We start from the raw sequence: 22373 nt of genomic DNA on the forward strand, positions 1-22373 counted from the left end.
ATGGCATGCGTGGTGCTCGATATCTGGGAGGAGTAGAGTATGGCAGATGTGCAGTTCGCCGATGTGCGGAAATCGTTCGGTTCGTTTCCGGTCATCAAGGGCGTCAACATCGACATTGCCGATGGGGAATTCGTCATCCTCGTCGGGCCCTCTGGCTGCGGGAAATCGACGCTTCTGCGGATGCTTGCCGGCTTGGAAAACATATCCGAAGGCGAGATCAGGATCGGCGGACGGGTCGTCAATACGCTGCCGCCGAAAGAGCGCGACATCGCCATGGTGTTCCAGAACTACGCGCTTTATCCGCACATGACGGTGGAGCAGAACATGGGCTTTTCGCTCATGCTCAACAAGGCGCCGAAGGCAGAGGCCGAGAAGCGGGTGAAATACGCCGCCGGCATCCTGGGGCTCGACAAGCTGCTCGACCGTTATCCGCGCCAGCTCTCCGGCGGCCAGCGCCAGCGCGTCGCCATGGGCCGCGCCATCGTGCGCGACCCAGAAGTTTTTCTGTTCGACGAGCCGCTGTCGAACCTCGATGCGAAGCTGCGCGTGGCGATGCGCGCCGAGATCAAGGAACTGCATCAGCGGCTCAAGACAACGACCGTCTATGTCACGCACGACCAGATCGAAGCCATGACCATGGCCGACAAGATCGTCGTCATGCACGATGGTGTTGTGGAGCAGGTGGGCTCGCCGCTGGAACTCTACGACAAGCCGGCGAACCTCTTCGTCGGTGGCTTCATCGGCTCGCCGGCCATGAACATGATCAAGGGCAGGCTCGACACTGCCGATGGCGGCCGGTTCATCACCAGCGATGGCACAGCGCTGCCCGTGTCGAACCCGCCGGCGGCGGCTCAAGGCCGCGATCTGGTCTACGGTCTGCGCCCGGAATACATTTCACTGGCAGATGATGGTCTGCCCGGTGAAATCATCGTCATCGAACCTACCGGCTACGAAACGCATCTTTCCCTTCGCCTGGGTGGCAGCGACCTGAACTGCGTATTCCGTGAGCGCGTCACCGCGCGGCCCGGTGAAACTCTGCGCGTCGCGATCGACGCGACCCATGTGCATCTCTTCGACGCTGAAACGGGTCGAAGATTGACAGACTGACGTTGGGCGGCGGTTCGGGAAGAGGAGCCCGATCAGCCGCTCAGCACGCAACCCGCTACGGGTGCAGCAGGCTGTCGTTCGCCAGCGGGAGGCGGATGACAGAGAGTTCGCTCCCGCTTTGCAAGAGGAGGAATATTATGACGATCAGAAGACGTGACTTTCTAGCTGCTTCAGCAGCCGTCGCTGGCGCAACCGGCTTCGGCATCCGCCCTTCGTTTGCGCAGGCGGAACCGAATTACACACCTGAAAGCGGTGCGAGCCTGCGCCTTTTGCGCTGGACACCTTTCGTGAAGGGCGATGAAGAAGCCTGGCTCGCCAACACCAAGAAGTTTACCGAGGCGACGGGCGTCGAGGTTCGCATCGACAAGGAAAGCTGGGAAGACATCCGTCCGAAAGCCGCCGTCGCGGCCAATGTCGGCTCCGGCCCGGACCTTGTCATGTGCTGGTTCGATGACGCGCACCAGTATCCGGACAAGCTGGTCGACCTGACCGAACTCGCCAACTATCTCGGCAACAAATACGGCGGCTGGTATGACGGCGTGAAGGGTTATGCGTCGCGCGGCGATCAGTTCATCGCCATGCCACTCACCGCCATCGGCAACGCCGTCGTTTACCGCGACAGCCACATGAAGGCGGCAGGCTTCAGCGAATTCCCGAAGGATACGGCAGGCTTCCTGGAGCTCTGCAAGGCGTTGAAGGCGAAGGGCACACCCGCCGGCTTCCCGCATGGCAAGGCCGTGGGTGACGGCAATAACTATGCCCACTGGCTGTTGTGGAGCCACGGCGGCAAGATGGTCGATGAAAGCGGCAAGGTGACGATCAATAGTCCCGAAACGCTGGCATCGATCAACTATGCCAAGGAGCTCTACGCCACCTTCATCCCGGGCACGGAAAGCTGGCAGGACGTCAACAACAACCGCGCCTTCCTGGCAAACCAGGTCTCGCTGACGGCCAACGGCGTCTCCGTCTATTACACCGCCAAGGCAGATCCGAAGCTTGCCGAGATTGCCCAGGATATCCGCTCGACCAACTTCCCGGTCGGCCCGGTCGGCCAGAGCGTCGAACTGCACCAGACCAGTTCGCTGCTGCTGTTCAAGCACACCAAGTACCCGGAAGCTGCCAAGGCCTACATCAAGTTCATGATGGAAGCGGACCAGATGAACGCGTGGCTGGAGGGCTCGAGTGCCTATTGCTGCCAGCCGCTGAAGGCCTACGCGAAAAATCCGATCTGGACAGCCGACCCGATCCACGCGCCTTACGCGCGCGCCTCGGAAACGCTGCGCCCGAACGGGTATGCCGGCCCGCTGGGTTACGCTTCGGCAGCCACGATGGCGGACTATGTGCTCGTCGACATGTATGCGGCAGCCGTCACCGGCCAGTCGTCTCCGGAGGACGCCATGAAGGAAGCGGAACGCCGCGCGAACCGCTACTACCGCGTGTAACAGACAAAGCGCCTGCGGCACTCATCGTGCCGCAGGCCAACGACTTTTTCAGGCTGGAGAATAGCAATGGCGACCGTAGATTCCAGACGTGGCCAAGGCCGCCGCCCGTCGCTCCTGCAGAACAACAACGTGCTCGGCTTCCTGTTCATGTTGCCGGCTGCCGTGTTTCTCGTCTGCTTCCTCACCTATCCGCTCGGTCTTGGGGTGTGGCTTGGCTTCACCGATACGCGGATCGGCCGTGACGGCATCTTCATCGGGCTTGAGAACTACCAGTTCCTGATGGACGACGGCGTCTTCTGGCTCTCCGTCTTCAACACGGTGCTTTACACCTTCGTGGCGTCGGTCCTGAAGTTCGCGCTCGGGCTCTGGCTCGCGCTGTTGCTCAATCAGCACCTGCCGTTCAAGAGCTTCTTCCGCGCCATCGTGCTGTTGCCATGGGTCGTGCCGACGGTGCTCTCCGGCCTTGCCTTCTGGTGGATCTACGACTCTCAGTTCTCGATCATCTCCTGGTCGCTGATGCAGATGGGCCTTATCAACGGGCCGATCAACTTCCTGGGTGATCCCACCAATGCTCGTATCTCTGTCATTCTTGCCAATGTCTGGCGCGGGATCCCCTTCGTCGCCATCTCGCTGCTCGCCGGCCTGCAGACGATCCCGGCATCGCTTCAGGAGGCGGCCTCGCTCGATGGCGCGAGCAACTGGCAACGGTTCCGCTACGTTACGCTGCCGATGCTGACCCCGATCATCGCCGTGGTCATGACCTTTTCTGTCCTGTTCACCTTCACGGATTTCCAGCTGATCTACGTGCTGACAAAGGGCGGACCAGTGAACGCCACGCACCTGATGGCAACCTTGTCCTTCCAGCGCGGTATCCCCGGCGGGCAGCTCGGCGAGGGCGCGGCAATCGCCGTTGCCATGGTTCCGTTCCTGTTGGCCGCGATCATGTTCAGTTTCTTTGGCCTGCAACGCCGCAAATGGCAGCAGGGCGGTCAGGACTAAGGGAGAACCATATGTCGACCAATTCCAACGCCGCTGACCCGATCCTGACCGACAATGCCGAAGGCATGAGCTACCTGAACCGCCTGCCGCGGCGGATCGTGATGCTCTATCTGCCGATGGCGGTGTTTGTCTTCGTGCTGCTTTTCCCATTCTACTGGATGGCAATCACGGCGGTGAAGCCGAACGACCAGTTGACGGATTATTCGAACTACAGCCCCTTTTGGGTCGTGAAGCCGACGTTGGACCACATCAAGTATCTGTTTTTTCAAACGTCCTATCCGGGATGGCTGTGGAACACGATGCTGGTAGCGGTCTGCTCCACCTTCCTGTCGCTTCTCGCCTCGGTCTTCGGCGCTTATGCGATCGAACGCGTGCGATTCACGGGTGCGCGATCGATCGGTCTGGTGATCTTTCTCGCCTATCTGGTGCCGCCGTCGATCCTGTTCATTCCGCTCGCCTTCATCGTCTTCAAGCTCGGCATCTATGATTCGCGCCTTGCGTTGATCTTCACCTACCCGACCTTTCTCATCCCCTTCTGCACATGGCTGTTGATGGGCTATTTCCGGTCGATCCCCTTCGAGCTGGAAGAGAGCGCGCTGGTCGATGGCGCCAACCGCTGGCAGATCCTGACGAAGATCATCCTGCCGTTGGCGGTGCCGGGCCTGATCTCGGCCGGCATCTTTGCCTTCACCCTGTCCTGGAATGAGTTCATCTACGCGCTCACCTTCATCCAGTCGTCGGAGAACAAGACGATCCCGGTTGGCGTGCTGACCGAACTTGTGCGTGGCGACGTGTTCGAATGGGGATCGCTGATGGCCGGTGCGCTATTCGGCTCCCTGCCGGTCGTCATCCTCTATTCCTTCTTCGTCGACTATTACGTGTCGTCAATGACCGGAGCCGTGAAGGAATAGGAGCAGGAAAAGGCCTCTTGCCGGGCAAGAGGCCTTCAATATCGCTGAGGCTTCAAGCTTTGATCTTGTCCTGTGTCTTCGTGTCGAAGTCGGATGCGTCGTGGCGCTCGTGCAACTGTTCCGAGAGCTCTCCGCTCACGCGGTTCACCATCCGCCCGCGCTTGACCGCAGGACGGGCCAAGATGGCATCGGCCCAGCGGATGACGTTCTTGTATTCGTGCACCGAGAGGAACTCGGCCGCGCCATACTGCCAGCCCTTCACCAGCCCACCATACCAGGGCATGACGGCCATGTCGGCGATCGTATAGTCGCTGCCTGCCAGGTATTCGTTCTCGGCCAGACGCCGATCGAGCACATCAAGCTGTCGCTTGGTTTCCATAGCAAAGCGGTCGATCGCGTATTCAATCTTGGTTGGAGCATAGGCGTAGAAATGACCGAAGCCCCCGCCGAGATAAGGCGCGCTGCCCATCTGCCAGAACAGCCATGACATGCATTCCGCACGCTTTGCCGGCTCCTGTGGTAGGAACTCGCCAAACTTCTCTGCAAGATAAAAGAGGATCGATCCCGACTCGAAGACACGAATGGGTTCAGGCCCCGAGCGATCCATGAGGGCCGGGATCTTGGAATTCGGGTTCACCTCGACAAAGCCCGAGCTGAACTGGTCGCCGTCGCCGATCCTGATCAGCCAGGCGTCGTATTCGGCACCGGAATGGCCGAGCGCCAGCAATTCCTCCAGCATTATGGTGACCTTCTGGCCGTTCGGCGTCGCCAGCGAATAAAGCTGCAGCGGATGTTTCCCGACCGGCAGTTCCTTGTCATGCGTCGGCCCGGCGATCGGCCGGTTGATGTTGGCGAACTGACCACCATTCGCCTTGTTCCAGACCCAGACCTTTGGAGGTGTATAGTCAGACATATCTGGCCTTCCCATTCGTTTCGCTTGGTGAGGTTGAGGGTGAACCCGCGGCTAGAGCAGCCGCCGCTTGGCAAGGTTCTGCATCAATGCACCGATACCGAAGCTCCAGGGAGAGCATTCGGTCGAGCGGCGTACGGTGTTGCGCAAAGTGCCCAGCGCCGCAGAAGAGATCTCCACGACATCGCCGTCCTTGTGAGTGAAGCCCTGGTTCGGCGTGTCGCGATCTTCCGTCGGCGCGAACAAAGTGCCGAGGAACAACATGAACCCATCCGGATACTGGTGGTGGGCGCCGCAGGTCTGCGAGACGAGGTCGAGCGGGTCGCGGCTGATCTGCGACATCGAGCTCTTGCCGTGCAGCACGTAGCCATCTTCGCCAGTGACCGTCAGGTCAAGCTCCGCCTGGCGGATATTGTCGAGCGTGTAGCTGGCATCGAGAAGGCGGATGAATGGGCCGATTGAGCAGGAGGCGTTGTTGTCCTTCGCCTTGCCGAGCAGCAGCGCAGAACGACCCTCTACGTCGCGCAAGTTCACGTCGTTGCCAAGCGTCGCCCCCTTGATCTCGCCGCGGCTGTTGACGGCAAGCACGACTTCCGGCTCCGGATTATTCCAGGTGGAGACCGGATGCAGGCCGACATCCGCACCCCAGCCGACGGACGAAAGCACCGGCGCCTTGGTGAACACTTCCGCGTCCGGTCCGATGCCCACTTCAAGGTATTGGGACCACATGCTTTCTTCGATCAGCGCCTGCTTCACGCGCTGAGCCTCCGGCGAGCCGGCCTTGAGGTTCTTGAGGCTTCCACCAATGAGGGACGCGACCCGCTCGCGGATGGCGGCAGCGCGATCCGGGTTCCCGGCGGCTTTTTCCTCGATCACACGCTCGATCATGGACTGGGCGAAGGTCACGCCGCAGGCCTTGATGACCTGCAGGTCCACCGGCGCGACCAGGTACGGCTTCGACGGGTCCGGGGTGCCTTGGCTGTTCGCTGCAACAGACGCCAGATCTGCAACTGTCTCGCCTGGGGCGCGAGCCACATATTCTGCCGCGTCGTCCCGTTCCAACACGGCACTGATCGTCGGTGCCTCAGCTGTCGTGATGTCGACCAATGAGCCATCTCGTATCGTGACGACACTCGGACCCTGGACATCGGGCCGCCAGATGCGGCCGAGGAGAAGTGCTTGTTCGGGCAGGTTCAGAAGATCAAGGCTCATCAATCACAATCCGCTCGTATATCGGGAGGTCTGTTGTAGATGATATTGTGCCGTGAGCGCCAGTGGGGAGAGGCAGAAGCGCAACATCCGGGACGTGACTTTACAAACCTTCACAGGACGCTAACTTCAGCCCGCGCTGAAGAACTGGAAACCCAAAAGTAAGGATCAGTTGAGTGGACCATCCCGCGACGGATCTCGAAGCCTGTGCTCAAGAGCCCATCCATATTCCAGGCGCTATCCAGCCGCACGGGGTGCTCTTCGTCCTGCGACCGCCGCATATGGCGGTGGTGCAGGCAAGCCAGAATGCGGAGCGCTTTCTTGGCCAACCGGTACAATATGGCGAGCCTCCGCGCAGACGCCTTGATCCGATCCTGCCAAAGATCGCCGCATGGCATGGCTCCAGCGAGCCGACATTCCAGATGCCACTCACGAATGAGCAGGTGACGGTCAGCGCCCACAGGTCTGGCCGCTCGATCATCCTGGAAATCGAAGAGGCAAGCTATCCGCCGCTTGATGATCTTCTGCCGAAACTGAGGAGCTTCGGCCAGATCCTTGCGGGGCAATCGGATATCGCGGGCTCGATGGCCGCATGCGCACGGTTCATCGCGCAACTGACGGGTTTCGACCGCGTGCTTGTCTATCGCTTCGACAAGGACTGGAACGGCCATGTTGTTGCCGAGCACGGTAACGGCAAGCTGCCGTCCTATCTGGATCTGCGGTTCCCTGCAAAAGACATTCCTGCGCAGGCGCGCGCCCTGTACGCCGCCAACCCGATCCGCATCATTCCGAACGCTTCCTACCAGCCGGTCCCGATCGAGCCTTCGGTTGATCCTGAGCACGGCAAGCCGCTCGACCTCAGCAACGCCCAGCTGCGCAGCGTTTCGCCGGTGCATTTGGAGTATATGCGTAACATGGGGACGGCGGCTTCCATGTCCGTTTCCATCATGGTGAATGGGACGCTCTGGGGTCTCGTTTCATGTCACAGCGCCAACCCGCACATGGTCTCGGCGCCCATCCGCGACGCCTGCGATTTCGTGGTTCAATCGCTCGCGATCCGGATTGCGGCCCAAGCTCACTCGGATGACTCGGCAAGGCGTGTGGAACTCGGCCGTGTGACAGCGCAGTTGCTTGCCTCGATGACCACAGAAGCGTCATGGCTCGAGGGCCTGGTGGGAGATGGTGAGGCGCTGCTTGCGCAAGTAGGGGCTAGCGGCGCGGCCATCGTTGCCGAGGATGCCTACCTTACAACAGGTAGCGTCCCGCGCGAGGAAGAGGTTCGCGAGCTGGTGGAATGGCTGCGCGCGCAAGGCGAGGCGGAGCTTTTCTCAACCGCGTCGCTTGCGCAACATCTCCCAGGCAGCGGGCGGTTCGCGGACGTTGCAGCGGGTGTCATCGCGGCTCGCATCTCGGAACTGCACTCCAGCTGGCTCATCTGGTTCCGGCCGGAGGTCGTGCGAACCGTTCAATGGGGTGGTGATCCGCACAAGGAAGTGCGCGAAGAGGGGAGGATCCACCCGCGCAAATCTTTCGATGCATGGCGCGAACAGGTGCGCCTTACTGCGCTGGAGTGGACTGGTGCGGAACTCGCCGCAGCGCGTGACCTGCGCACTGCGATCGTGGGGATCGTGCTGCGCAAGGCAGAGGAACTTGCCTCGCTCTCCGCGGAGCTGCAGCGTTCCAACAAGGAGCTCGAAGCCTTCTCCTATTCGGTGTCACACGATCTCCGGGCCCCCTTCCGGCACATCGTCGGTTTCGCGCAGTTGCTGCGGGAGCGGGAGTCGGACATGGATCCGAAGTCGCTGCATTATCTCAACACCATATCGGAATCGGCGCTTGCCGCAGGCCGGCTCGTCGACGACCTGTTGAATTTCTCGCAGCTCGGACGCACCTCGATCACCTACAAGAATGTCGACATGAATAAGCTGGTCGCCGAGGTGTTGCGCAGCGTCATGCTGACCAACGAAGGTCGCAACATCGACTGGAAGATCGCCGATCTGCCGCCTGCATGGGGTGACGCGACATTGCTGAGGCAGGTCTGGTTCAACCTCATCGAGAACGCGGTCAAATACACCCGCCCACGCGAAACAGCCCATATCACCGTTTCCGGCAACGGCTCTGACAGCGCGACGACCTATACGGTGTCAGACGATGGCGTCGGGTTCGACATGACCTATTCCGGGAAACTTTTTGGCGTTTTCCAACGTCTTCAGCGCCAGGAAGACTTCGAAGGAACCGGGATAGGCCTTGCTCTTGTTCGACGCATCATTGAACGGCATAACGGCACGATCACGGCGACGGGCGAGGTCGACAAGGGCGCCTCGTTCACCTTTGAGCTTCCCACAGTCCAACCGAAAGGCCATGCCTTTGCCTGAATTGAGACCAATCCTTCTCGTGGAAGATAGCCCGCGAGACTTGGAGTTGACGCTTGCAGCATTGGAAAAGTGCCAGCTGGCGAACGAAATCATCATTGCGCGCGACGGCGCGGAAGCTGTCGACTACCTCTTCTCCACGGGCGCCCACAGTGGCCGCAATGGAGGAGATCCAACCGTGGTCCTCCTGGACCTGAAATTGCCAAAGGTGGATGGGCTGGAAGTCCTTGAGCGGGTCAAGAAGGACGAGAAGCTGCGACACATCCCAATCGTCATGCTGACCTCCTCCCGCGAGGAGCAGGATCTCGTCAGGAGTTATGAACTTGGCGTCAACGCATTCGTGGTCAAGCCAGTCGAATTCAACGAATTCTTCAAAGCCATCCAGGACCTGGGAGTCTTCTGGGCTCTCCTCAACGAACCCCCACCGGGATATCGGGGACAAGGTGCCGGCTAGCGCTGCAGCCCCAGTGCCCCGCATTCTGCTTCTCGAAGACAGCCACCTGGATGGTGAGCTGATCTGCGAACATCTCGAGCGCATGGATCCGCGGCCGCAGGTGCGGCGTGTCGCCAACCGGGCCGGCTATATGGAAGCTCTTCAGCAACGGGACTTCGACCTGATCCTGTCCGACTTTTCGCTTCCGGATTTTGACGGGATGAGTGCACTTGAGCTTGCGAGCGCGGCGCTGCCGGAAATCCCATTCATCTTCGTCTCAGGCGTGCTGGGTGAAGAGGCGGCGATTGAATCCTTCCGGCACGGCGCCACTGACTACGTCTTGAAGCAGCGGTTGATCCGCCTGCCCGCGGCAGTCGATCGAGCACTGGCGGAAGCGCGTGAGAAGGCGGAGCGCAGGCGGGCCGAACATCAGAAGGAATTGCTGGTTCGCGAGTTGAGCCACCGCGTCAAGAACACCATGGCGATGGTGATGTCGCTGGTGCGGCGCACTGCCAAGAGCAGCCTCACGGTTGACCAGTACACGGAAGTTCTGCTCGGTCGTTTGCGTGCCATGGCTGACGCGCATGCCCTTCTGTTCGAGACGAACTGGAGCCAGGCCGAACTTCTTGAGGTCGTGCGCCGTACGCTTGAGCCCCATCGCCAAGGACGTGGCGAGCGCTTCAGGATCGAGGCGGGCCCGCTTGTGCATCTTGACCCGAAGACGGCGCTGGCGCTGAGCATGGTGTTCAACGAGCTGACCACCAATGCCGTGAAATACGGCGCTCTGTCGCAGGATGGCGGCTACATCTCAATTACCTGGCACCGCGAGGAGGCCCAAGACGAGGCACGGGTTCATCTGAGCTGGGAGGAGCATGACGGTCCAGCGATCGCAGCTCCCGGCGACCAGGGTTTCGGGACGACCCTGATCCAGCGAAGCGTGCATTACGAACTGCAGGGTGAAGCGGTTCTCGACTACGCCGCGACGGGGTTGAAGTGCCACATCACCTTCCCGCTCCAGGCTTGATCCTTGCGTCAGACGCGGTTGTTGACGGAGAAATGCTCCTGCATCAGCCGCGACAGGATCTTGGCGTCCCAAGGTTTGGGAAGCAGCGGTAGCCCGGCAAGGCGTGCCTTAAGCTCCGGTAGTTCCGCATAGCCGCTGCAGACGATCACCGGGATAGAGTGCTGTTGCAGGAGCTCGATGACCGGGAATGACAGCTCCCCGTGCAGGTTGAGGTCGACGATCGCGCAATCAAGCTCCGTCCGCCCGATCGCATCAACGGCATCCGCGACGCGGCCGAACGGTCCGACGATCGTGAAACCCTTGTCGATGAGGTAGTCCTCCATATCCATGGCAAGGAGAAGGTCGTCCTCCAGCAGGAGGATCCGTTGGGTATCTTTTTGCAACACGTGGGTACCACAGGTTCGGGTGACAATTTCCTGTCGACAGACTTAGCGGCCATGATCAGATCATCAAGGCCCGTGCGTTCTCAGCGCGACATGAGGAAGATGAGAATTAGCGCTTGGTTAAGCCCCGCGCGGCACCCGTTAACCATTTGTTAACCATCGAAGCAGTAAATCCAATCAACGATTTGTTTACGTAGATGACCAAAGTGCTAACAGACGCTCGCTCGATCCGCATCAAGGGCCGCTCATTCCTCGCGGTCGTTCTTTCTCCGGACCTTCCGGTAGAAGACTGGTTGACAAGGCTCGATGATCTGGCGTCGCGTTCGGCCGGCTTCTTCCTGGGCCGTCCGGTGGTGCTGGACGTTAACGACCTTGATATCGGCAAGGCCGACCTGAAGGAACTCGTCGCGCAGCTTTCGCAGCGCAACGTCAGCATCATGGGCATCGAGGGCGCGCGTCCGTCACTGCTCGGTCCCGGCATGCCACCGGCACTGAAGGGCGGCCGGCCGGTTTCCGACGAGGCGATTGCCAAGGAGCCTGTTATCGAGCTTCGCAACAGCGAGGCAGAGGTAAAGCCTGCTCCGGTAGAGGTGCGGCCGACGCTCCAGTCGCTGGTGATCAGCGAGCCGGTGCGTTCCGGACAGTCGGTGATCTTCCCGGAGGGTGACGTGACGGTGATCGGATCGGTTGCTTCCGGCGCGGAAATCATCGCTGGCGGATCGGTGCACATCTACGGCGCCCTGCGCGGTCGAGCCATGGCGGGTTCGCTTGGCAACGCCACGGCGCGGATATTCTGCCGCAAGCTCGAAGCCGAGCTGGTGGCAATCGACGGCATCTACAAGATGGCGGAAGACATGGCCGAAAACCTGCGCGGACAACCGGTCCAATGCTGGCTCGACGGCGATTCGATTATTGCAGAAATACTGACGTGAGCCGAGGCGGGCTCTTAAAGGAGATCGAGATGGGGAAGGTCATTGTAGTTACCTCAGGCAAGGGTGGCGTCGGCAAGACGACGTCTACCGCCGCACTCGGCGCGGCCCTGGCGCAGAGGAATGAGCGCGTCGTCGTCGTCGATTTTGACGTAGGGCTACGCAATCTCGACCTCGTCATGGGTGCCGAGCGCCGCGTCGTTTACGACCTGATCAATGTCATCCAGGGCGAAGCCAAGCTTTCCCAGGCGCTGATCCGCGACAAGCGGCTCGAAACCCTGTTCCTGCTGCCGGCCTCCCAGACCCGCGACAAGGACAACCTGACGCCAGAAGGCGTGGAGCGGGTGATCAATGAGTTGAAGCGCGTCTTCGACTGGGTCATCTGCGACAGCCCCGCCGGCATCGAAAGCGGCGCAACACTTGCCATGCGGCACGCCGACGTGGCGGTTGTCGTCACCAATCCGGAAGTCTCTTCCGTCCGCGACTCCGATCGCATCATCGGCCTGCTCGACGCCAAGACGCTGAAGGCCGAGCGCGGCGAACGGATGGAAAAGCACCTGCTGCTGACCCGTTATGACTCCAATCGTGCCGAGCGTGGCGACATGCTCAAGGTCGACGACGTTCTCGAAATCCTGTCGATCCCGCTTCTCGGCATCATCCCCGAAAGCATGGATGTGCTGCGCGCGTCCAACATCGGCTCCCCTGTCACCCTGGCAGACGCACGTTGCGCACCGGCCATGGCCTATTTCGACGCTGCTCGTCGTCTCGCAGGCGAGTCCGTGCCGATCACCGTCCCGAATGAAAAGCGGGGTATCTTCGACAAGATCTTCGGAAGGAAGGCGGCATGAGCATCCTCAATCTGTTCCGCAAGCAGCGTTCTGCTCCGATGGCGCGTGAGCGTCTGCAGGTCCTTCTGGCCCATGAGCGCGCTTCTTCCAACTCGGATCTCGTCGCGGTCCTGCGCGAAGAAATTCTCGCCGTGATCGCCAAGCATGTCGAGATCGACAGCGACAAGGTCCACATCAAGATCGACCGCGACGAAAACGTCTCGATCCTGGAGATCGATGTCGAAATTCCGGTCGCCGTCGCAGCCGAAGCGGCTTAATCCATACAAGTGTCACCGTCGTCCGAACAGGGCGGCGGTGATGGGCTTCTAGTGGTTGCGGAAGACGGTGCACGGAACGCCCGCGGCCTTGATCTGACCGCAGAGGTCGTTTGCCTCGGCGCGCGTCTGCATCCCGATCCGTGCCGCATAACGCGGGCGACGTCCGAAATTCCCGCCGCGCTGCCTGACGATCAGGGCTCGCTGTTCCTTCAGGTTTTTCGGCAACTGATCGACTGAGCGGGTGAAAAGCCTGCTCGCGACCGACGGGTTGTAATGGGCCGCCAACTGGACGCCCCAAGGCGCCCAATCTGCCGATGCAAGGATGGGCTCGGTAATGGATCTTCGACGGGCGAGATCCATACAGGCTTCATGGAAAGACTTATCCTTATCAAGCGCCGGTGCCGGATCGGCCGGTGGGGAGGTTTTCCACGTTTCCGCCGTGTGGCCAGTGATTGCGAAGACATAGTCTCGCGTTTCGAGCGGCAGCGCTCCTGATGAGAGGAACCGCTGGGCTCCGGCTTCACCCGAATTATAAGCCGCCGCCGCCAGGCCAAAATTTCCGAAGCGCTCCTTCAGTTCTTTCAGATAAGCGGCCGACGCCGTAAGCGCCTCGACGGGATCGAAGCTGTTCTGAAGCCCCTTAAGCTTGGCCGTCGCAGGCATGAATTGCGCGATGCCTTCCGCGCCTTTGGGGCTGACCGCATCGGGCTTGAACAGGCTCTCTCGCCAGATCAGCCGCGCAAAGAAATCAGGTGGAACGGAGTTTCGGAGGGCCACGGCCTCCATATGCGTGCAGAGATCCTCATGGTACGAGCTTCTCCGGATGCAGGCCGGAGGGGCGGCCGGTCCGGCGGGTCCGGAATAAAGGCACTGCTCGGGTTCGTTCTTTTTCTCCTCCGCCTGAGCAGGAATAGGAGATAGAAGCTGCGTCAGGCCCATCAAGGATCCTGCCAACAACATGCGGTAGGTCGGTTGGGCCCGCGGACTGCCAACATCATCTCCCACAACAGCAACATTCATGGTGATCAATCCGTCGTCGGTGATGTGTCTGTCGCTAGCATGCTCGCAGTGTTGGCCTGGTTCATCTGCCGGACCAAGGTATGGCTCGGCAGCTCCAGATCAAGCTCCAAAGCCTTGTGGTCTCGAAACGGCGCGAGTGGAACTTCTCGGCGGACTTGAGGTTGGTAGGGCCAAACAAGAGGAGTATCCGATGTCCCAAGAGCCGCGCGAACTATTCATTACCGGACTTAAAAATGCACATGCCATGGAAAACCAGGCATTATCGATCATGAAGCCGCAGCTTCAGCGCATCGAGAACTACCCGGAAGTCGCCGCCAAGCTTGATCAGCATATCCGCGAAACGGAAGGCCAGATCCGGCGTCTCGAAGAAGTTCTGAGCGGCCTTGCCGAGAGCCACTCATCAATCAAGGACGCCGCGCTTTCCTTCACGGGCGCGATGGCAGCGCTCGGGCATACGGTTGCCGGTGACGAGATCCTCAAGAACTCGATGGCGAACTTTGCCTTCGAGAATTTCGAGATCGCAGCCTACAAGTCGCTGATCGCGTTGGCTGACTATGCGGAGCTTCCGGCGCTTGCAACGCCGCTGAAGGCAAACCTTGAAGAAGAACTCGCCATGGCGAAGTGGCTTGATGAAAACATCGGCACCCTGACCACCAAGTTCGCCGCACTGAAGCAGCAGGGGGCGAGTGCCAAGGTTTGATTACAGCGACAAACGGCCGGCTCGAAGTCGATCCGGCCGTTGAAGTCCGTTGCCGCTCAGGCTGATCGGGCAGCCGAAACGGCAGATGCCACGCCCGCGCCGAGGAACATCGTGTCGCTGGCGATGAGGTAGAAGGTGATTTCGGCGTCCCTCCATTTTCCAACATCATCTGGCGATGGCCGGAAGATGCCGACTGCCTTGCCAGCGGCGCGCGCGGCCTTTGCGATCGTCAGGATCGCCGCTTCCAGTTTTTTCGCTCCCTCCGGCCCAAGAGCGTTTATAGAAACTGAGAGGTCGCCCGGGCCGATGAAGATCACATCCACCCCTTCAACGGCGACGATCTCCTCAACCTTCGCCAATCCTTCCGCCGTCTCTATCTGGACGGCGAGCAGGATCTCGTCATTCGCGCGCTTCAGGTAGTCCGGAATGCGGTAGCCATAGCCGGCTGCGCGCCCCGGGCCAACCCCACGTTCGCCAAGCGGCGGGTAACGCGTCGCCATCACGGCTGCCTTCGCCTGGGCGGCTGTCGAGACTCGTGGAACAAGAACGCCAGCGGCCCCGGCATCGAGAACCCCGGCAATGGATTCGGGGGCATGACCCGGCACGCGCACGATCGCCGGTACCCGGTGAACATCGGAGGCGCGGATGAGGTTTTCGATCAGTTCTCGTCCGATCTGCGAGTGCTCGGCGTCGATGCAGAGAAAGTCCACACCAGCCGCGGCCGTGACCTCGACAGTCACCGGATGAGGTACGGCGGCAAAGGTGCCGATCAGCCGTTCACCGCCAAGGCATTTCTGTCGAAAGTCACTCATTGTTCTGCATCCTCGATGATCAGGGTGGTGGAACTGGCCTCAATCAGCTTTAAGCCTGAAACGTCCCGCCCTACAAGATGTGGAAAACCGTATACTGATAACACGGCCGGTCTTCACATTCTATGTGCGGTAGCCGCTCATTCCCTTGAATATAGCCATGAACGGTATACGGTTTCGGCAGGAGATGGGATGTTGAAGCCGGTTGATAATCTCGTGGATGGAATTTATGCCGACCTGCGCTTGAAGCTGCAGCGGAGTGCGATTGCACCATCGGAAAGGCTGGTGGATACCGAGATTGCAGCCAGACACGGCATATCGCGCATGCCAGCCCGTGAAGCTTTATTGCGGCTGGTGGCGGAGGGTTATCTTGTTGGAACGACGCGGGGGTTTGCCGTGCGAGAGCTCTCGCCGGCCGACATCTCTGGCTTGTTCGAGGTTCGCCGGCAACTTGAGCCTCGCGCTGCGGCCTCAGCCGCGCGTGACCTGACGCCCGAGGTTGCCGGGAAACTATCGGAACTGTTCGCACTCATTGAAAAGGCGCTTGCTGAGGGAGATCTCCCGGCACTCCTGGCTGCCAATGTGGATTATCGCAATGCCTGGCTTGAGGCTGTTCGCAATCCCCACATGGCGGCAACGATCGCGCGCTTCATAGACTACTTCCAGTCGGTCCGCATCGGTACGTTCGCCGATCCCGCCACGGCCGCGACCTACATCTCCAGTCTTTCTCGAATCCAGTCAGCCTTCATGGCGCGCGATCCGCTGATGGCGCAGGACCGGATGATGCTTTTCCTATTTGCGGCGGAGGAGGCCTTCCTCTCCGTCCGTCATCGCCAGTTGCAAGAAGCCGAGAGGCAGGCGCTCTCGGGTCGAAGAAGAAGTCGGAGGACGAAATGAACCGCAGACCACACCCGCTCAAAGGTGCGAGCAAGCTGAAGCTTGGGGTATTTTCCGCCAATGCAGACGGTGGATTGGCTATTACGGATGTGCCGGAGCGGTGGCAGGCGCGGTGGGAGGACAACTTGAACGCCGTCCAGATCGCAGACCGCGGTGGTCTCGATTTCTTCCTCCCGATCGCGCGCTGGAAAGGTTTCGGTGGCAAGAATCGGGTGAGGGAGTGGTCGTTTGAAACTTTCACCTGGGCAGCCGGCCTTGCCTCGGTAACCGAACGGATAGGCCTCTTCATGACGGTCCACGTGCCGCTCGTGCATCCGCTATACGCGGCGAAGGCGCTCGCGACGGTCGACCATATCAGCGGCGGACGCGCCGGGCTCAATATCGTCTGCGGCTGGAACCCGAAGGAGTTCGGGATGTTTGGCGTACCGCTGGTGGAGAAGGGTTATGACCAGGCCGCGGAATGGCTGGAGATTGTCGAACGGTCCTACACTTCCGACGCTCCCTTTGACTTCAACGGCCAGTATTACAAGCTGAAGGACGTGGTCACCCGCCCTGCGAGCATCCAGACGCCGCGGCCTGTGACGATGAATGCGGCCTTCGGCGGACCGGGGCGGGATTTCGCCGCCAGGAACTGCGAATATCTGTTCACCACCTTCACGGAACTCTCGGAAGCCGGCAAGCATGTAGAAGACATCCGCAACCGGGCCAGCGTCATCGGCCGCGATGTTGGTGCCTATACCGTCTGCCACGTTGTTTGTCGCGAGACGCAACAGGAGGCGGAGGATTATTACGAGCGTTATGCAGTGACGCTTGCCGATCATGAGGCTGTCGACGCCCATATGGCAGGCAAGAAGGAGTTCTCGCAGTCGCACGACAAGGAAAGCTACGACCGTTACCGCAAGCGCTTTGCCGGGGGCGCCGGCGGATATCCGCTCGTTGGCACGCCGGAGAAGATCGTCGAGGACATGCTGGCGATCTCCCAGCAGGGCTACTCCGGCATTGCCTTATCCTTCGTCAACTACACTTACGAACTGCCATTCTTCTGCGACCGTGTTATGCCGCTGCTCAAGAAGGCAGGACTGCGAAGCGAATGACGAGTGAGATGATGCAGGACGACATCGAGGCGAGCCGCCTCGCCTTTCGAGAGGGTATGTCGCGGTTGGCGGCGGCGATCAATATCGTCACCACCAACGGGGCGGCCGGCGTGGCAGGGTTCACTGCCTCGGCTGTCTGTAGCGTCACAGACCAGCCGCCAACGCTGCTGGTTTGCCTGAACCGCTCCAGCTCGGTCGCGAAGATCTTCGAGACGAACCGGGTGCTTTGCGTCAATGCGTTGACGAGCCGGCACGAGGGTTTGTCCAAGCTCTTCGGTGGCGCAACGCCGCAGGAGGAGCGGTTTTCTCGCGGCAACTGGACCGCGAGTGAGACGGGATCTCCGGTGCTCTCCGATGCAGTCGTATCCTTCGACTGCGAGGTTGCGGACGTCGTCCAAAGCGGCACGCATCATGTGCTGTTCTGCCGGGTGCGCGGCGTCATCCATGGCAATGACAATGACGAGGCGCTCGTTTATTTCCGTCGCCGTTATCATCACATCCGCTAGCAAATCGAGGGTCAGGACCGGATGAGGCGCACCGCTGAGGTTGAGCAACATGCTGTCGCGGCCCGCCACCGGGATTGCTCGCACCGAGACGATGCGAGGCGCAGTTTGTGCAAGGTGCGGGTCAGTCCTGCCTGCCGTGGTGGCATCCATTGGCATCATCTCGTCCTCCTCGGCTCGACCTATGGGCGGCCGCGCTCGCCGTTGGTGACTCATCCACCCTTTCCCAAGCAAGGCGTCATCCGGCTGCTGGTGACGAGAGCTGATGCCTAAAGCCTGGCCATAGGCAGTGCGCGGATGACGATCTCCTCCTGCTGGAAGCGATCCTCCAGTGCCTTGCGATAGGCATGCCACCAGTCGCGATGCAGGTCATCGATCATCACCTCTGCAATGATGATGGCGTCCTTCTCGACGTCATCATCATTCGCCCAGAGCCCTTCGGCGGGCGCGTTCTTGTGGAAGGTCATCCCGCCAAACCGGCTGGTGAGCTCCTCGCGAAGCATTTCGTACGGATCCGGTCTGTCGCTCTGTGGGCCGATCACGGGCAGGAGGATCTGGATGAGGTACATTTCAGCCATGCGCGTAGCCCATGCGAACGAGAGCCGGTTTAACCAGGTTGAAGGCGACGACCGCGGCAGCACCGATAACCAGGCCCAACACCGCCTGCTGCAGGGACGTAGCGAGCCACCCAACGACCGAAGGTAGCACCCGTACGACGGCGGCGGCCTGTTCTGCAACATGTTCGATCATGTGCTCCGGTGCGTGGAAGCCGAGCTCCGCCAGACCGTGGACGATGATGCTGCCACCGACCCAAAGCATCGCGGCAGTTCCAATGCCGGCCAGCAGTTGCAGAAAAACAGGCACGCCGCGGACGAGCAACTTTCCGAAACCGCGCAGGGCCGCGGAGCCGCTCTTTGCCAGCGCTAGCCCGATGTCGTCTGCCTTAACAATCAACGCGACAACGCCATAGACCGCCGCGGTGATGAATATGCCGACGCCAGCGAGCACCGCAGCCTGCGCGTAGAAGCCGGACTCCGACACACCCGCCAGCGTCAGCGCCATGATCTCGGCCGACAGGATGAAGTCGGTACGGATTGCGCCGGACACTTTCTCCTTCTCGATTTGACTGGCATCCGTGCCATCCACTTCCGTCGCGCCTTGCTCCCCATGATGGCCGAACACCGCTTCATGAAGCTTCTCCGTACCTTCAAAGCACAGGTAGATGCCGCCGAGCATCAACAGCGGCATGATCAGCCATGGCGCGAAGTAGCCGAGCAGCAGGCACAGAGGCAGGAGAAAGATCAGCTTGTTCTTGAGCGAGCCGAGGGCGATCTTGCCGATGGTCGGAAGTTCGCGAGCAGGCGACAGACCGACGACATATCGCGGGGTGACCGCGGTATCATCAATCACGACACCCGCAGCCTTGGTGCTGGCCTTGATCGTTTGCGCGGCCACATCGTCAAGGGACGATGCCGCGAGTTTTGCAATCGCCGCCACGTCATCAAGAAGAGCAATCAATCCCGTTGCCATTCAACTCACCGACACTATCGTTGCATTGGATGATGAAGGCGAAGCCATGGCAGATGGTTCCGTTGAGGCGGGGGATCGTAGTTATTTGCTGCGCTCCGGTTTGCCAAAGCTCGTCCATCTTGTCGATGCCTGCGACAACGCAGGCCTCCGGAGCAATCCATGGCCAAGACCAGTGCAGGTCTCTTGATCTATCGAATGACGGACAGCGAAGCGGAAGTTTTGCTGGTGCATCCGGGCGGACCGTTCTGGGCGAAGAAGGACGAGGGCGCCTGGTCGATCCCCAAAGGCTTGGTGGAGGACGACGAGGAACCTTTGGACGCGGCCATTCGCGAAGTACAGGAAGAGCTGGGCGTAGCGGTCGACGGCGACTTTTCCGAGCTTGGGAGATATCGCCAGCCTGGCGGCAAGATCGTTCTGGTTTGGGCGGTGGAGGCAGAACCGGATTTTGACCTTGACCACCCACAAAGCAGCCCGTTCCAGATGGAATGGCCGCCGAGGTCGGGACGGATGCAGTTCGTTCCCGGAGGTAGATCGCGCTGGCTGGTTCGACATCGCCGCCGCGCGCACGAAGATTCTGATCGGCCAAAAGCCGATGCTCGACGACCTTCTCAGCAGCCTGGGCAAGGCGAAGGCTTCGGGCTGACAGCGGTCTAGGTCGTGGTCAGGTTGCGTTGATCGTCGGCAGATGAAGCTCCACCTCGCGGCGCTTGTCTTCCGGCAGCGACTGGATGTGCTTATCCCAGAATGCGGCCGCTTCCGGAGGGTCATTCTCCCACAGCCGTGTATTGACGATGTTGTCATCGATCTTGGCTCTCCGTGCGCCGCCCAAGGAAAGGTACTCCTTGGCAAGCTTCAGGCTCTCCGTTTCCATCTCGCTCATCGATCGTCTCCACGTCATGTGTTGGGTTGTTGTCCTAACAACCCCTGATGCTGGAGAAGGTTTCGTGCAAGCCGCCTCGCTGGCCACGCGAGCAGCCGACGCTCGCGGCGAAGGTTGATCGCGGCCATCAACTTTCTTGCGACGCGACGAAACTTAATGCCGATCTCGTTGTTCTTTGCGCTCCCCCAACCAAAAGGAGAGCTTCATGTTCTACACTGACGGCAAGTTACAGTATCCGGTCCGCGTCGAGACCCCCGATCCTCTGTTTGCACGGGCGCTCCAGCAGGCGATCGGTGGTGTCGAAGGCGAGATCCGTGTCGCCATGCAGTATTTCTTCCAGGCCTGCGGTGCGCGTGGTAACCCGAAGTTCCGCGACCTGTTGATGAACACTGCTGCCGAAGAACTCGGTCACATCGAGATGCTGGCAACGGCTGTGGCTCTCAACCTCGAAGGCGCTCCGCTGAGCGTGAAGGAATCGGTTGCTGCTGACCCTGTGGGTGGTGCCGTGCTCGGCGGCCTGAACCTGAAGAACCTTCTGTCTGCAGGCCTCTCGGCTATGCCGGTTGATTCCGACGGAGTGCCGTTTGACATGTCGCACATCTATGCGAGCGGCAATATCGCTGCCGACATGACGGCTAATGTTATGGCCGAGTCGACCGGTCGCGTTCTCGCCGTTCGTCTCTACAACATGACAAACGATCCGGGCATGAAGGACATGCTGTCTTTCCTGATTGCCCGAGACACCATGCACCAGAACCAGTGGATGGCTGCGATCGAAGAGCTCGGCGGTGCTTCCGGCGCCTTCCCGATCCCGAACAGCTTCCCGCAGGAGCAGGAGAACCAGGAGTTCAACTACAGCTTCCTTGGATTCCAGGCTGACGGCAGTGATCCGGTTCCAGGCCGCTGGTCGGAAGGTGCATCGATCGACGGCAAGGGCCAGTTCAAGCCGATGCGCATGACCGAAGCGCTTGGCGAGAAACCGGTTCTGGGACCGGCCAAGCCGAACAGCGGCGCACAATCCGAGCAGATGTAAGGACCAGTCGACGCCGGCAGCCATGCCGGCGTCCTCTTCATGTATGAGCAAGCATCCAGGCAGGGTACATCCATGGCGGAAGGGCGGGACCCATTCGGCGCAAAGGACGAAAATACGGAGTATGACGGGCAGCAACGGCCCGCACCTCATACCGGAAATGGCCGGTCCGCGTGGTCGGTTGCGATAGCCGCCGGCGTTCTGGCGTTGATCCTCGCCATCATGTTCCTCCGGACACCGGAGAATACCGAGACTGCACCGAACCGGCCGACAACGGGTTCGGGTATTGACGGTAGCGCAGGTCCAACGGCGCCGAGACAGTGATGCCCTATCGCGTTTGAGTGTCCTTGACCTTCGCCGGAATTGGCGTGGTCGAGAGATAACGCCGTGCAATCAGCCAGCATCCGAGCGCCCACGTCGCGCCCGCGCACCAGCCGCCGAGTACGTCTGTCGGGAAATGCACGCCGAGATAGATGCGGCTGATGCCGATGAGCAAGGTCAGGAAGATCGCTGCGCCAAGAAGAAAGATCCGTGTCGAGCGATAAGGCTGCGCGCGGGACAGAAGGGCGCCAAGGGTGAGGTAGGTCGCGGCCGACAGCATCGCATGACCGCTCGGAAAGCTGAGGCTGTGCACATCCACCAAATGCGGCACGATGTCTGGCCTTGGGCGAGCAACCCCGAGCTTCAGCAGTGAACTTACCAGCAAGCCGCCAGCGATCGACAGAAAGGTGAAGATGGCAATTGCCCGCTGCCGCGACAGAAACAGGAAGATGGTGGCCATGATGGTCATCAGGCTGAGCACGGTGTGCCCGCCAAGGGCCGTAATATCGCCCATCGCCTGGCCGAGCCAAGCCGGCCCGAGCGGCGTCCCGAGGTCGGTGGTGTTACGAAGGGCAAGCAGGATCCGCTCATCGAAGGCATGGGTATTGCCCTCCATCACTTCGCCGGTGAGTTGGAAGAAGAGGAACAGGCCGCCCGCCACGATCGCGACCATGATGAGCCCCAGCGGCTCGAAGCTCTTGAACTTGTCGAGAACCCTGCGCGCGTAAACGTGATGAAAAGCCATGCCGAACCCCTAGATTGAGG

23 protein-coding genes and 2 pseudogenes are annotated in these 22373 nt (G+C 60.5%); 16 read left to right on the plus strand and 9 right to left on the minus strand.

Translation table 11 applies throughout. The features are described 5' to 3' along the window. Positions 1-39 precede the first annotated feature (39 nt). The 4 genes from CYG48_RS19800 (at position 40) to CYG48_RS19815 (ending at position 4459) form a co-directional block, all read left to right on the plus strand. Positions 40-1107 (plus strand): ABC transporter ATP-binding protein, encoded by a 1068-nt coding sequence (locus tag CYG48_RS19800; protein WP_118852252.1) that lies wholly within the window; start codon positions 40-42, stop codon positions 1105-1107. Between the two features lie 137 nt (positions 1108-1244). Beyond that, positions 1245-2549 carry an ABC transporter substrate-binding protein gene (locus CYG48_RS19805; RefSeq protein ID WP_118852253.1) on the plus strand — a complete coding sequence of 435 codons (1305 nt, stop codon included), beginning with the start codon at positions 1245-1247 and terminating at the stop codon, positions 2547-2549. A gap of 66 nt (positions 2550-2615) precedes the next feature. Beyond that, complete coding sequence (locus CYG48_RS19810) at positions 2616-3548, plus strand: carbohydrate ABC transporter permease (RefSeq protein ID WP_118852254.1); 933 nt, start codon at positions 2616-2618, stop codon at positions 3546-3548. Between the two features lie 11 nt (positions 3549-3559). Next, entirely contained in the window at positions 3560-4459 is a 900-nt protein-coding gene (locus CYG48_RS19815; protein WP_118852255.1) for a carbohydrate ABC transporter permease, read from the plus strand. Between the two features lie 52 nt (positions 4460-4511). Here CYG48_RS19815 and yghU read toward each other — a convergent pair whose 3' ends face one another. Then, positions 4512-5372 carry a glutathione-dependent disulfide-bond oxidoreductase gene (gene yghU, locus CYG48_RS19820; protein ID WP_118852256.1) on the minus strand — a complete coding sequence of 287 codons (861 nt, stop codon included), beginning with the start codon at positions 5370-5372 and terminating at the stop codon, positions 4512-4514. Between the two features lie 51 nt (positions 5373-5423). Continuing rightward, a complete protein-coding gene (locus CYG48_RS19825; protein WP_118852257.1) occupies positions 5424-6581 on the minus strand; it encodes a fumarylacetoacetate hydrolase family protein in 1158 nt (385 codons plus the stop codon). Between the two features lie 173 nt (positions 6582-6754). Here CYG48_RS19825 and CYG48_RS19830 point away from each other — a divergent pair, with 173 nt between their 5' ends. Genes CYG48_RS19830 through CYG48_RS19840 form a run of 3 tightly spaced genes read left to right on the plus strand, consistent with a single transcriptional unit; the run spans position 6755 to position 10407 of the window. Then, positions 6755-8953, plus strand: a complete 2199-nt coding sequence (locus CYG48_RS19830) for an ATP-binding protein (protein WP_118852258.1) — start codon at positions 6755-6757, stop codon at positions 8951-8953. Further along, complete coding sequence (locus CYG48_RS19835; protein ID WP_118852865.1) at positions 8946-9404, plus strand: response regulator; 459 nt, start codon at positions 8946-8948, stop codon at positions 9402-9404. Before CYG48_RS19830 ends, CYG48_RS19835 begins: the two co-directional genes overlap by 8 nt. 13 nt (positions 9405-9417) lie before the next feature. Beyond that, entirely contained in the window at positions 9418-10407 is a 990-nt protein-coding gene (locus CYG48_RS19840; RefSeq protein ID WP_245450548.1) for a sensor histidine kinase, read from the plus strand. Between the two features lie 8 nt (positions 10408-10415). On the opposite strand, the gene CYG48_RS19845 is transcribed toward CYG48_RS19840, so the two are convergent. Then, positions 10416-10793, minus strand: coding sequence for a response regulator (locus tag CYG48_RS19845; protein WP_245450549.1), 378 nt, complete (start codon positions 10791-10793; stop codon positions 10416-10418). 194 nt (positions 10794-10987) lie between these two features. Here CYG48_RS19845 and minC point away from each other — a divergent pair, with 194 nt between their 5' ends. Genes minC through minE form a run of 3 tightly spaced genes read left to right on the plus strand, consistent with a single transcriptional unit; the run spans position 10988 to position 12824 of the window. Then, positions 10988-11722 (plus strand): septum site-determining protein MinC, encoded by a 735-nt coding sequence (gene minC / locus CYG48_RS19850; protein WP_118852260.1) that lies wholly within the window; start codon positions 10988-10990, stop codon positions 11720-11722. Positions 11723-11751: 29 nt separating this feature from the next. Then, a complete protein-coding gene (gene minD, locus CYG48_RS19855; RefSeq protein ID WP_118852261.1) occupies positions 11752-12567 on the plus strand; it encodes a septum site-determining protein MinD in 816 nt (271 codons plus the stop codon). Beyond that, on the plus strand, positions 12564-12824 hold the full coding sequence (gene minE, locus CYG48_RS19860; protein WP_118852262.1) for a cell division topological specificity factor MinE: 261 nt from the start codon (positions 12564-12566) through the stop codon (positions 12822-12824). Before minD ends, minE begins: the two co-directional genes overlap by 4 nt. Before the next feature lie 48 nt (positions 12825-12872). On the opposite strand, the gene CYG48_RS19865 is transcribed toward minE, so the two are convergent. Beyond that, complete coding sequence (locus tag CYG48_RS19865; protein WP_118852263.1) at positions 12873-13763, minus strand: lytic transglycosylase domain-containing protein; 891 nt, start codon at positions 13761-13763, stop codon at positions 12873-12875. Between the two features lie 271 nt (positions 13764-14034). On the opposite strand from CYG48_RS19865, the gene CYG48_RS19870 reads away from it, so the two are divergent. Continuing rightward, positions 14035-14544, plus strand: a complete 510-nt coding sequence (locus tag CYG48_RS19870) for a ferritin-like domain-containing protein (RefSeq protein WP_118852264.1) — start codon at positions 14035-14037, stop codon at positions 14542-14544. Positions 14545-14600: 56 nt separating this feature from the next. Here the strand turns inward: CYG48_RS19870 and CYG48_RS19875 are convergent, their stop codons facing one another. Beyond that, complete coding sequence (locus CYG48_RS19875; RefSeq protein ID WP_118852265.1) at positions 14601-15356, minus strand: HpcH/HpaI aldolase family protein; 756 nt, start codon at positions 15354-15356, stop codon at positions 14601-14603. Positions 15357-15545: 189 nt separating this feature from the next. Here CYG48_RS19875 and CYG48_RS19880 point away from each other — a divergent pair, with 189 nt between their 5' ends. The 3 genes from CYG48_RS19880 to CYG48_RS19890 are packed head-to-tail and all read left to right on the plus strand — an operon-like array spanning position 15546 to position 17850. Then, positions 15546-16250: a GntR family transcriptional regulator gene (locus CYG48_RS19880; protein ID WP_199925309.1), complete on the plus strand. Its 705-nt coding sequence runs from the start codon at positions 15546-15548 to the stop codon at positions 16248-16250. Then, positions 16247-17344, plus strand: a complete 1098-nt coding sequence (locus CYG48_RS19885; protein WP_118852267.1) for an LLM class flavin-dependent oxidoreductase — start codon at positions 16247-16249, stop codon at positions 17342-17344. The genes CYG48_RS19880 and CYG48_RS19885 overlap by 4 nt, the downstream gene beginning before the upstream one ends. Beyond that, positions 17341-17850 (plus strand): flavin reductase, encoded by a 510-nt coding sequence (locus CYG48_RS19890; protein WP_118852268.1) that lies wholly within the window; start codon positions 17341-17343, stop codon positions 17848-17850. Before CYG48_RS19885 ends, CYG48_RS19890 begins: the two co-directional genes overlap by 4 nt. A 266-nt stretch (positions 17851-18116) precedes the next feature. Here the strand turns inward: CYG48_RS19890 and CYG48_RS19895 are convergent, their stop codons facing one another. Further along, positions 18117-18425: a hypothetical protein gene (locus CYG48_RS19895; RefSeq protein WP_245450550.1), complete on the minus strand. Its 309-nt coding sequence runs from the start codon at positions 18423-18425 to the stop codon at positions 18117-18119. Beyond that, positions 18418-19377, minus strand: coding sequence for a DUF808 domain-containing protein (locus tag CYG48_RS19900; RefSeq protein WP_118852270.1), 960 nt, complete (start codon positions 19375-19377; stop codon positions 18418-18420). Before CYG48_RS19900 ends, CYG48_RS19895 begins: the two co-directional genes overlap by 8 nt. 159 nt (positions 19378-19536) lie before the next feature. Here CYG48_RS19900 and CYG48_RS19905 point away from each other — a divergent pair. Beyond that, positions 19537-20020 (plus strand): annotated as a pseudogene (locus tag CYG48_RS19905) (NUDIX domain-containing protein). Positions 20021-20038: 18 nt separating this feature from the next. Here the strand turns inward: CYG48_RS19905 and CYG48_RS19910 are convergent. Further along, a pseudogene (locus tag CYG48_RS19910) lies at positions 20039-20254 on the minus strand (hypothetical protein); the annotation flags it as partial. 208 nt (positions 20255-20462) lie between these two features. On the opposite strand from CYG48_RS19910, the gene CYG48_RS19915 reads away from it, so the two are divergent. Further along, positions 20463-21290 (plus strand): manganese catalase family protein, encoded by an 828-nt coding sequence (locus tag CYG48_RS19915; protein WP_118852272.1) that lies wholly within the window; start codon positions 20463-20465, stop codon positions 21288-21290. A gap of 325 nt (positions 21291-21615) precedes the next feature. Here the strand turns inward: CYG48_RS19915 and CYG48_RS19920 are convergent, their stop codons facing one another. Continuing rightward, on the minus strand, positions 21616-22353 hold the full coding sequence (locus CYG48_RS19920) for a phosphatase PAP2 family protein (RefSeq protein WP_118852273.1): 738 nt from the start codon (positions 22351-22353) through the stop codon (positions 21616-21618). Positions 22354-22373 lie beyond the last annotated feature (20 nt).

The organism is Neorhizobium sp. SOG26, from assembly GCF_003491345.1.
In the GTDB taxonomy this organism is placed as follows: Bacteria; Pseudomonadota; Alphaproteobacteria; order Rhizobiales; family Rhizobiaceae; genus Neorhizobium; species Neorhizobium turbinariae.

Coding starts and splice junctions, on each gene's coding strand:
- CYG48_RS19890 (WP_118852268.1), top strand. CDS start 17,341: ATGACGAGTGAGATGATGCAGGACGACATCGAGGCGAGCCGCCTCGCC.
- minE (WP_118852262.1), top strand. CDS start 12,564: ATGAGCATCCTCAATCTGTTCCGCAAGCAGCGTTCTGCTCCGATGGCG.
- CYG48_RS19895 (WP_245450550.1), bottom strand. CDS start 18,425: ATGGCTGAAATGTACCTCATCCAGATCCTCCTGCCCGTGATCGGCCCA.
- CYG48_RS19865 (WP_118852263.1), bottom strand. CDS start 13,763: ATGGGCCTGACGCAGCTTCTATCTCCTATTCCTGCTCAGGCGGAGGAG.
- CYG48_RS19810 (WP_118852254.1), top strand. CDS start 2,616: ATGGCGACCGTAGATTCCAGACGTGGCCAAGGCCGCCGCCCGTCGCTC.
- CYG48_RS19885 (WP_118852267.1), top strand. CDS start 16,247: ATGAACCGCAGACCACACCCGCTCAAAGGTGCGAGCAAGCTGAAGCTT.
- minC (WP_118852260.1), top strand. CDS start 10,988: ATGACCAAAGTGCTAACAGACGCTCGCTCGATCCGCATCAAGGGCCGC.
- CYG48_RS19805 (WP_118852253.1), top strand. CDS start 1,245: ATGACGATCAGAAGACGTGACTTTCTAGCTGCTTCAGCAGCCGTCGCT.
- CYG48_RS19915 (WP_118852272.1), top strand. CDS start 20,463: ATGTTCTACACTGACGGCAAGTTACAGTATCCGGTCCGCGTCGAGACC.
- CYG48_RS19825 (WP_118852257.1), bottom strand. CDS start 6,581: ATGAGCCTTGATCTTCTGAACCTGCCCGAACAAGCACTTCTCCTCGGC.
- yghU (WP_118852256.1), bottom strand. CDS start 5,372: ATGTCTGACTATACACCTCCAAAGGTCTGGGTCTGGAACAAGGCGAAT.
- CYG48_RS19900 (WP_118852270.1), bottom strand. CDS start 19,377: ATGGCAACGGGATTGATTGCTCTTCTTGATGACGTGGCGGCGATTGCA.
- CYG48_RS19800 (WP_118852252.1), top strand. CDS start 40: ATGGCAGATGTGCAGTTCGCCGATGTGCGGAAATCGTTCGGTTCGTTT.
- CYG48_RS19815 (WP_118852255.1), top strand. CDS start 3,560: ATGTCGACCAATTCCAACGCCGCTGACCCGATCCTGACCGACAATGCC.
- CYG48_RS19875 (WP_118852265.1), bottom strand. CDS start 15,356: ATGAGTGACTTTCGACAGAAATGCCTTGGCGGTGAACGGCTGATCGGC.
- minD (WP_118852261.1), top strand. CDS start 11,752: ATGGGGAAGGTCATTGTAGTTACCTCAGGCAAGGGTGGCGTCGGCAAG.
- CYG48_RS19880 (WP_199925309.1), top strand. CDS start 15,546: ATGTTGAAGCCGGTTGATAATCTCGTGGATGGAATTTATGCCGACCTG.
- CYG48_RS19920 (WP_118852273.1), bottom strand. CDS start 22,353: ATGGCTTTTCATCACGTTTACGCGCGCAGGGTTCTCGACAAGTTCAAG.
- CYG48_RS19870 (WP_118852264.1), top strand. CDS start 14,035: ATGTCCCAAGAGCCGCGCGAACTATTCATTACCGGACTTAAAAATGCA.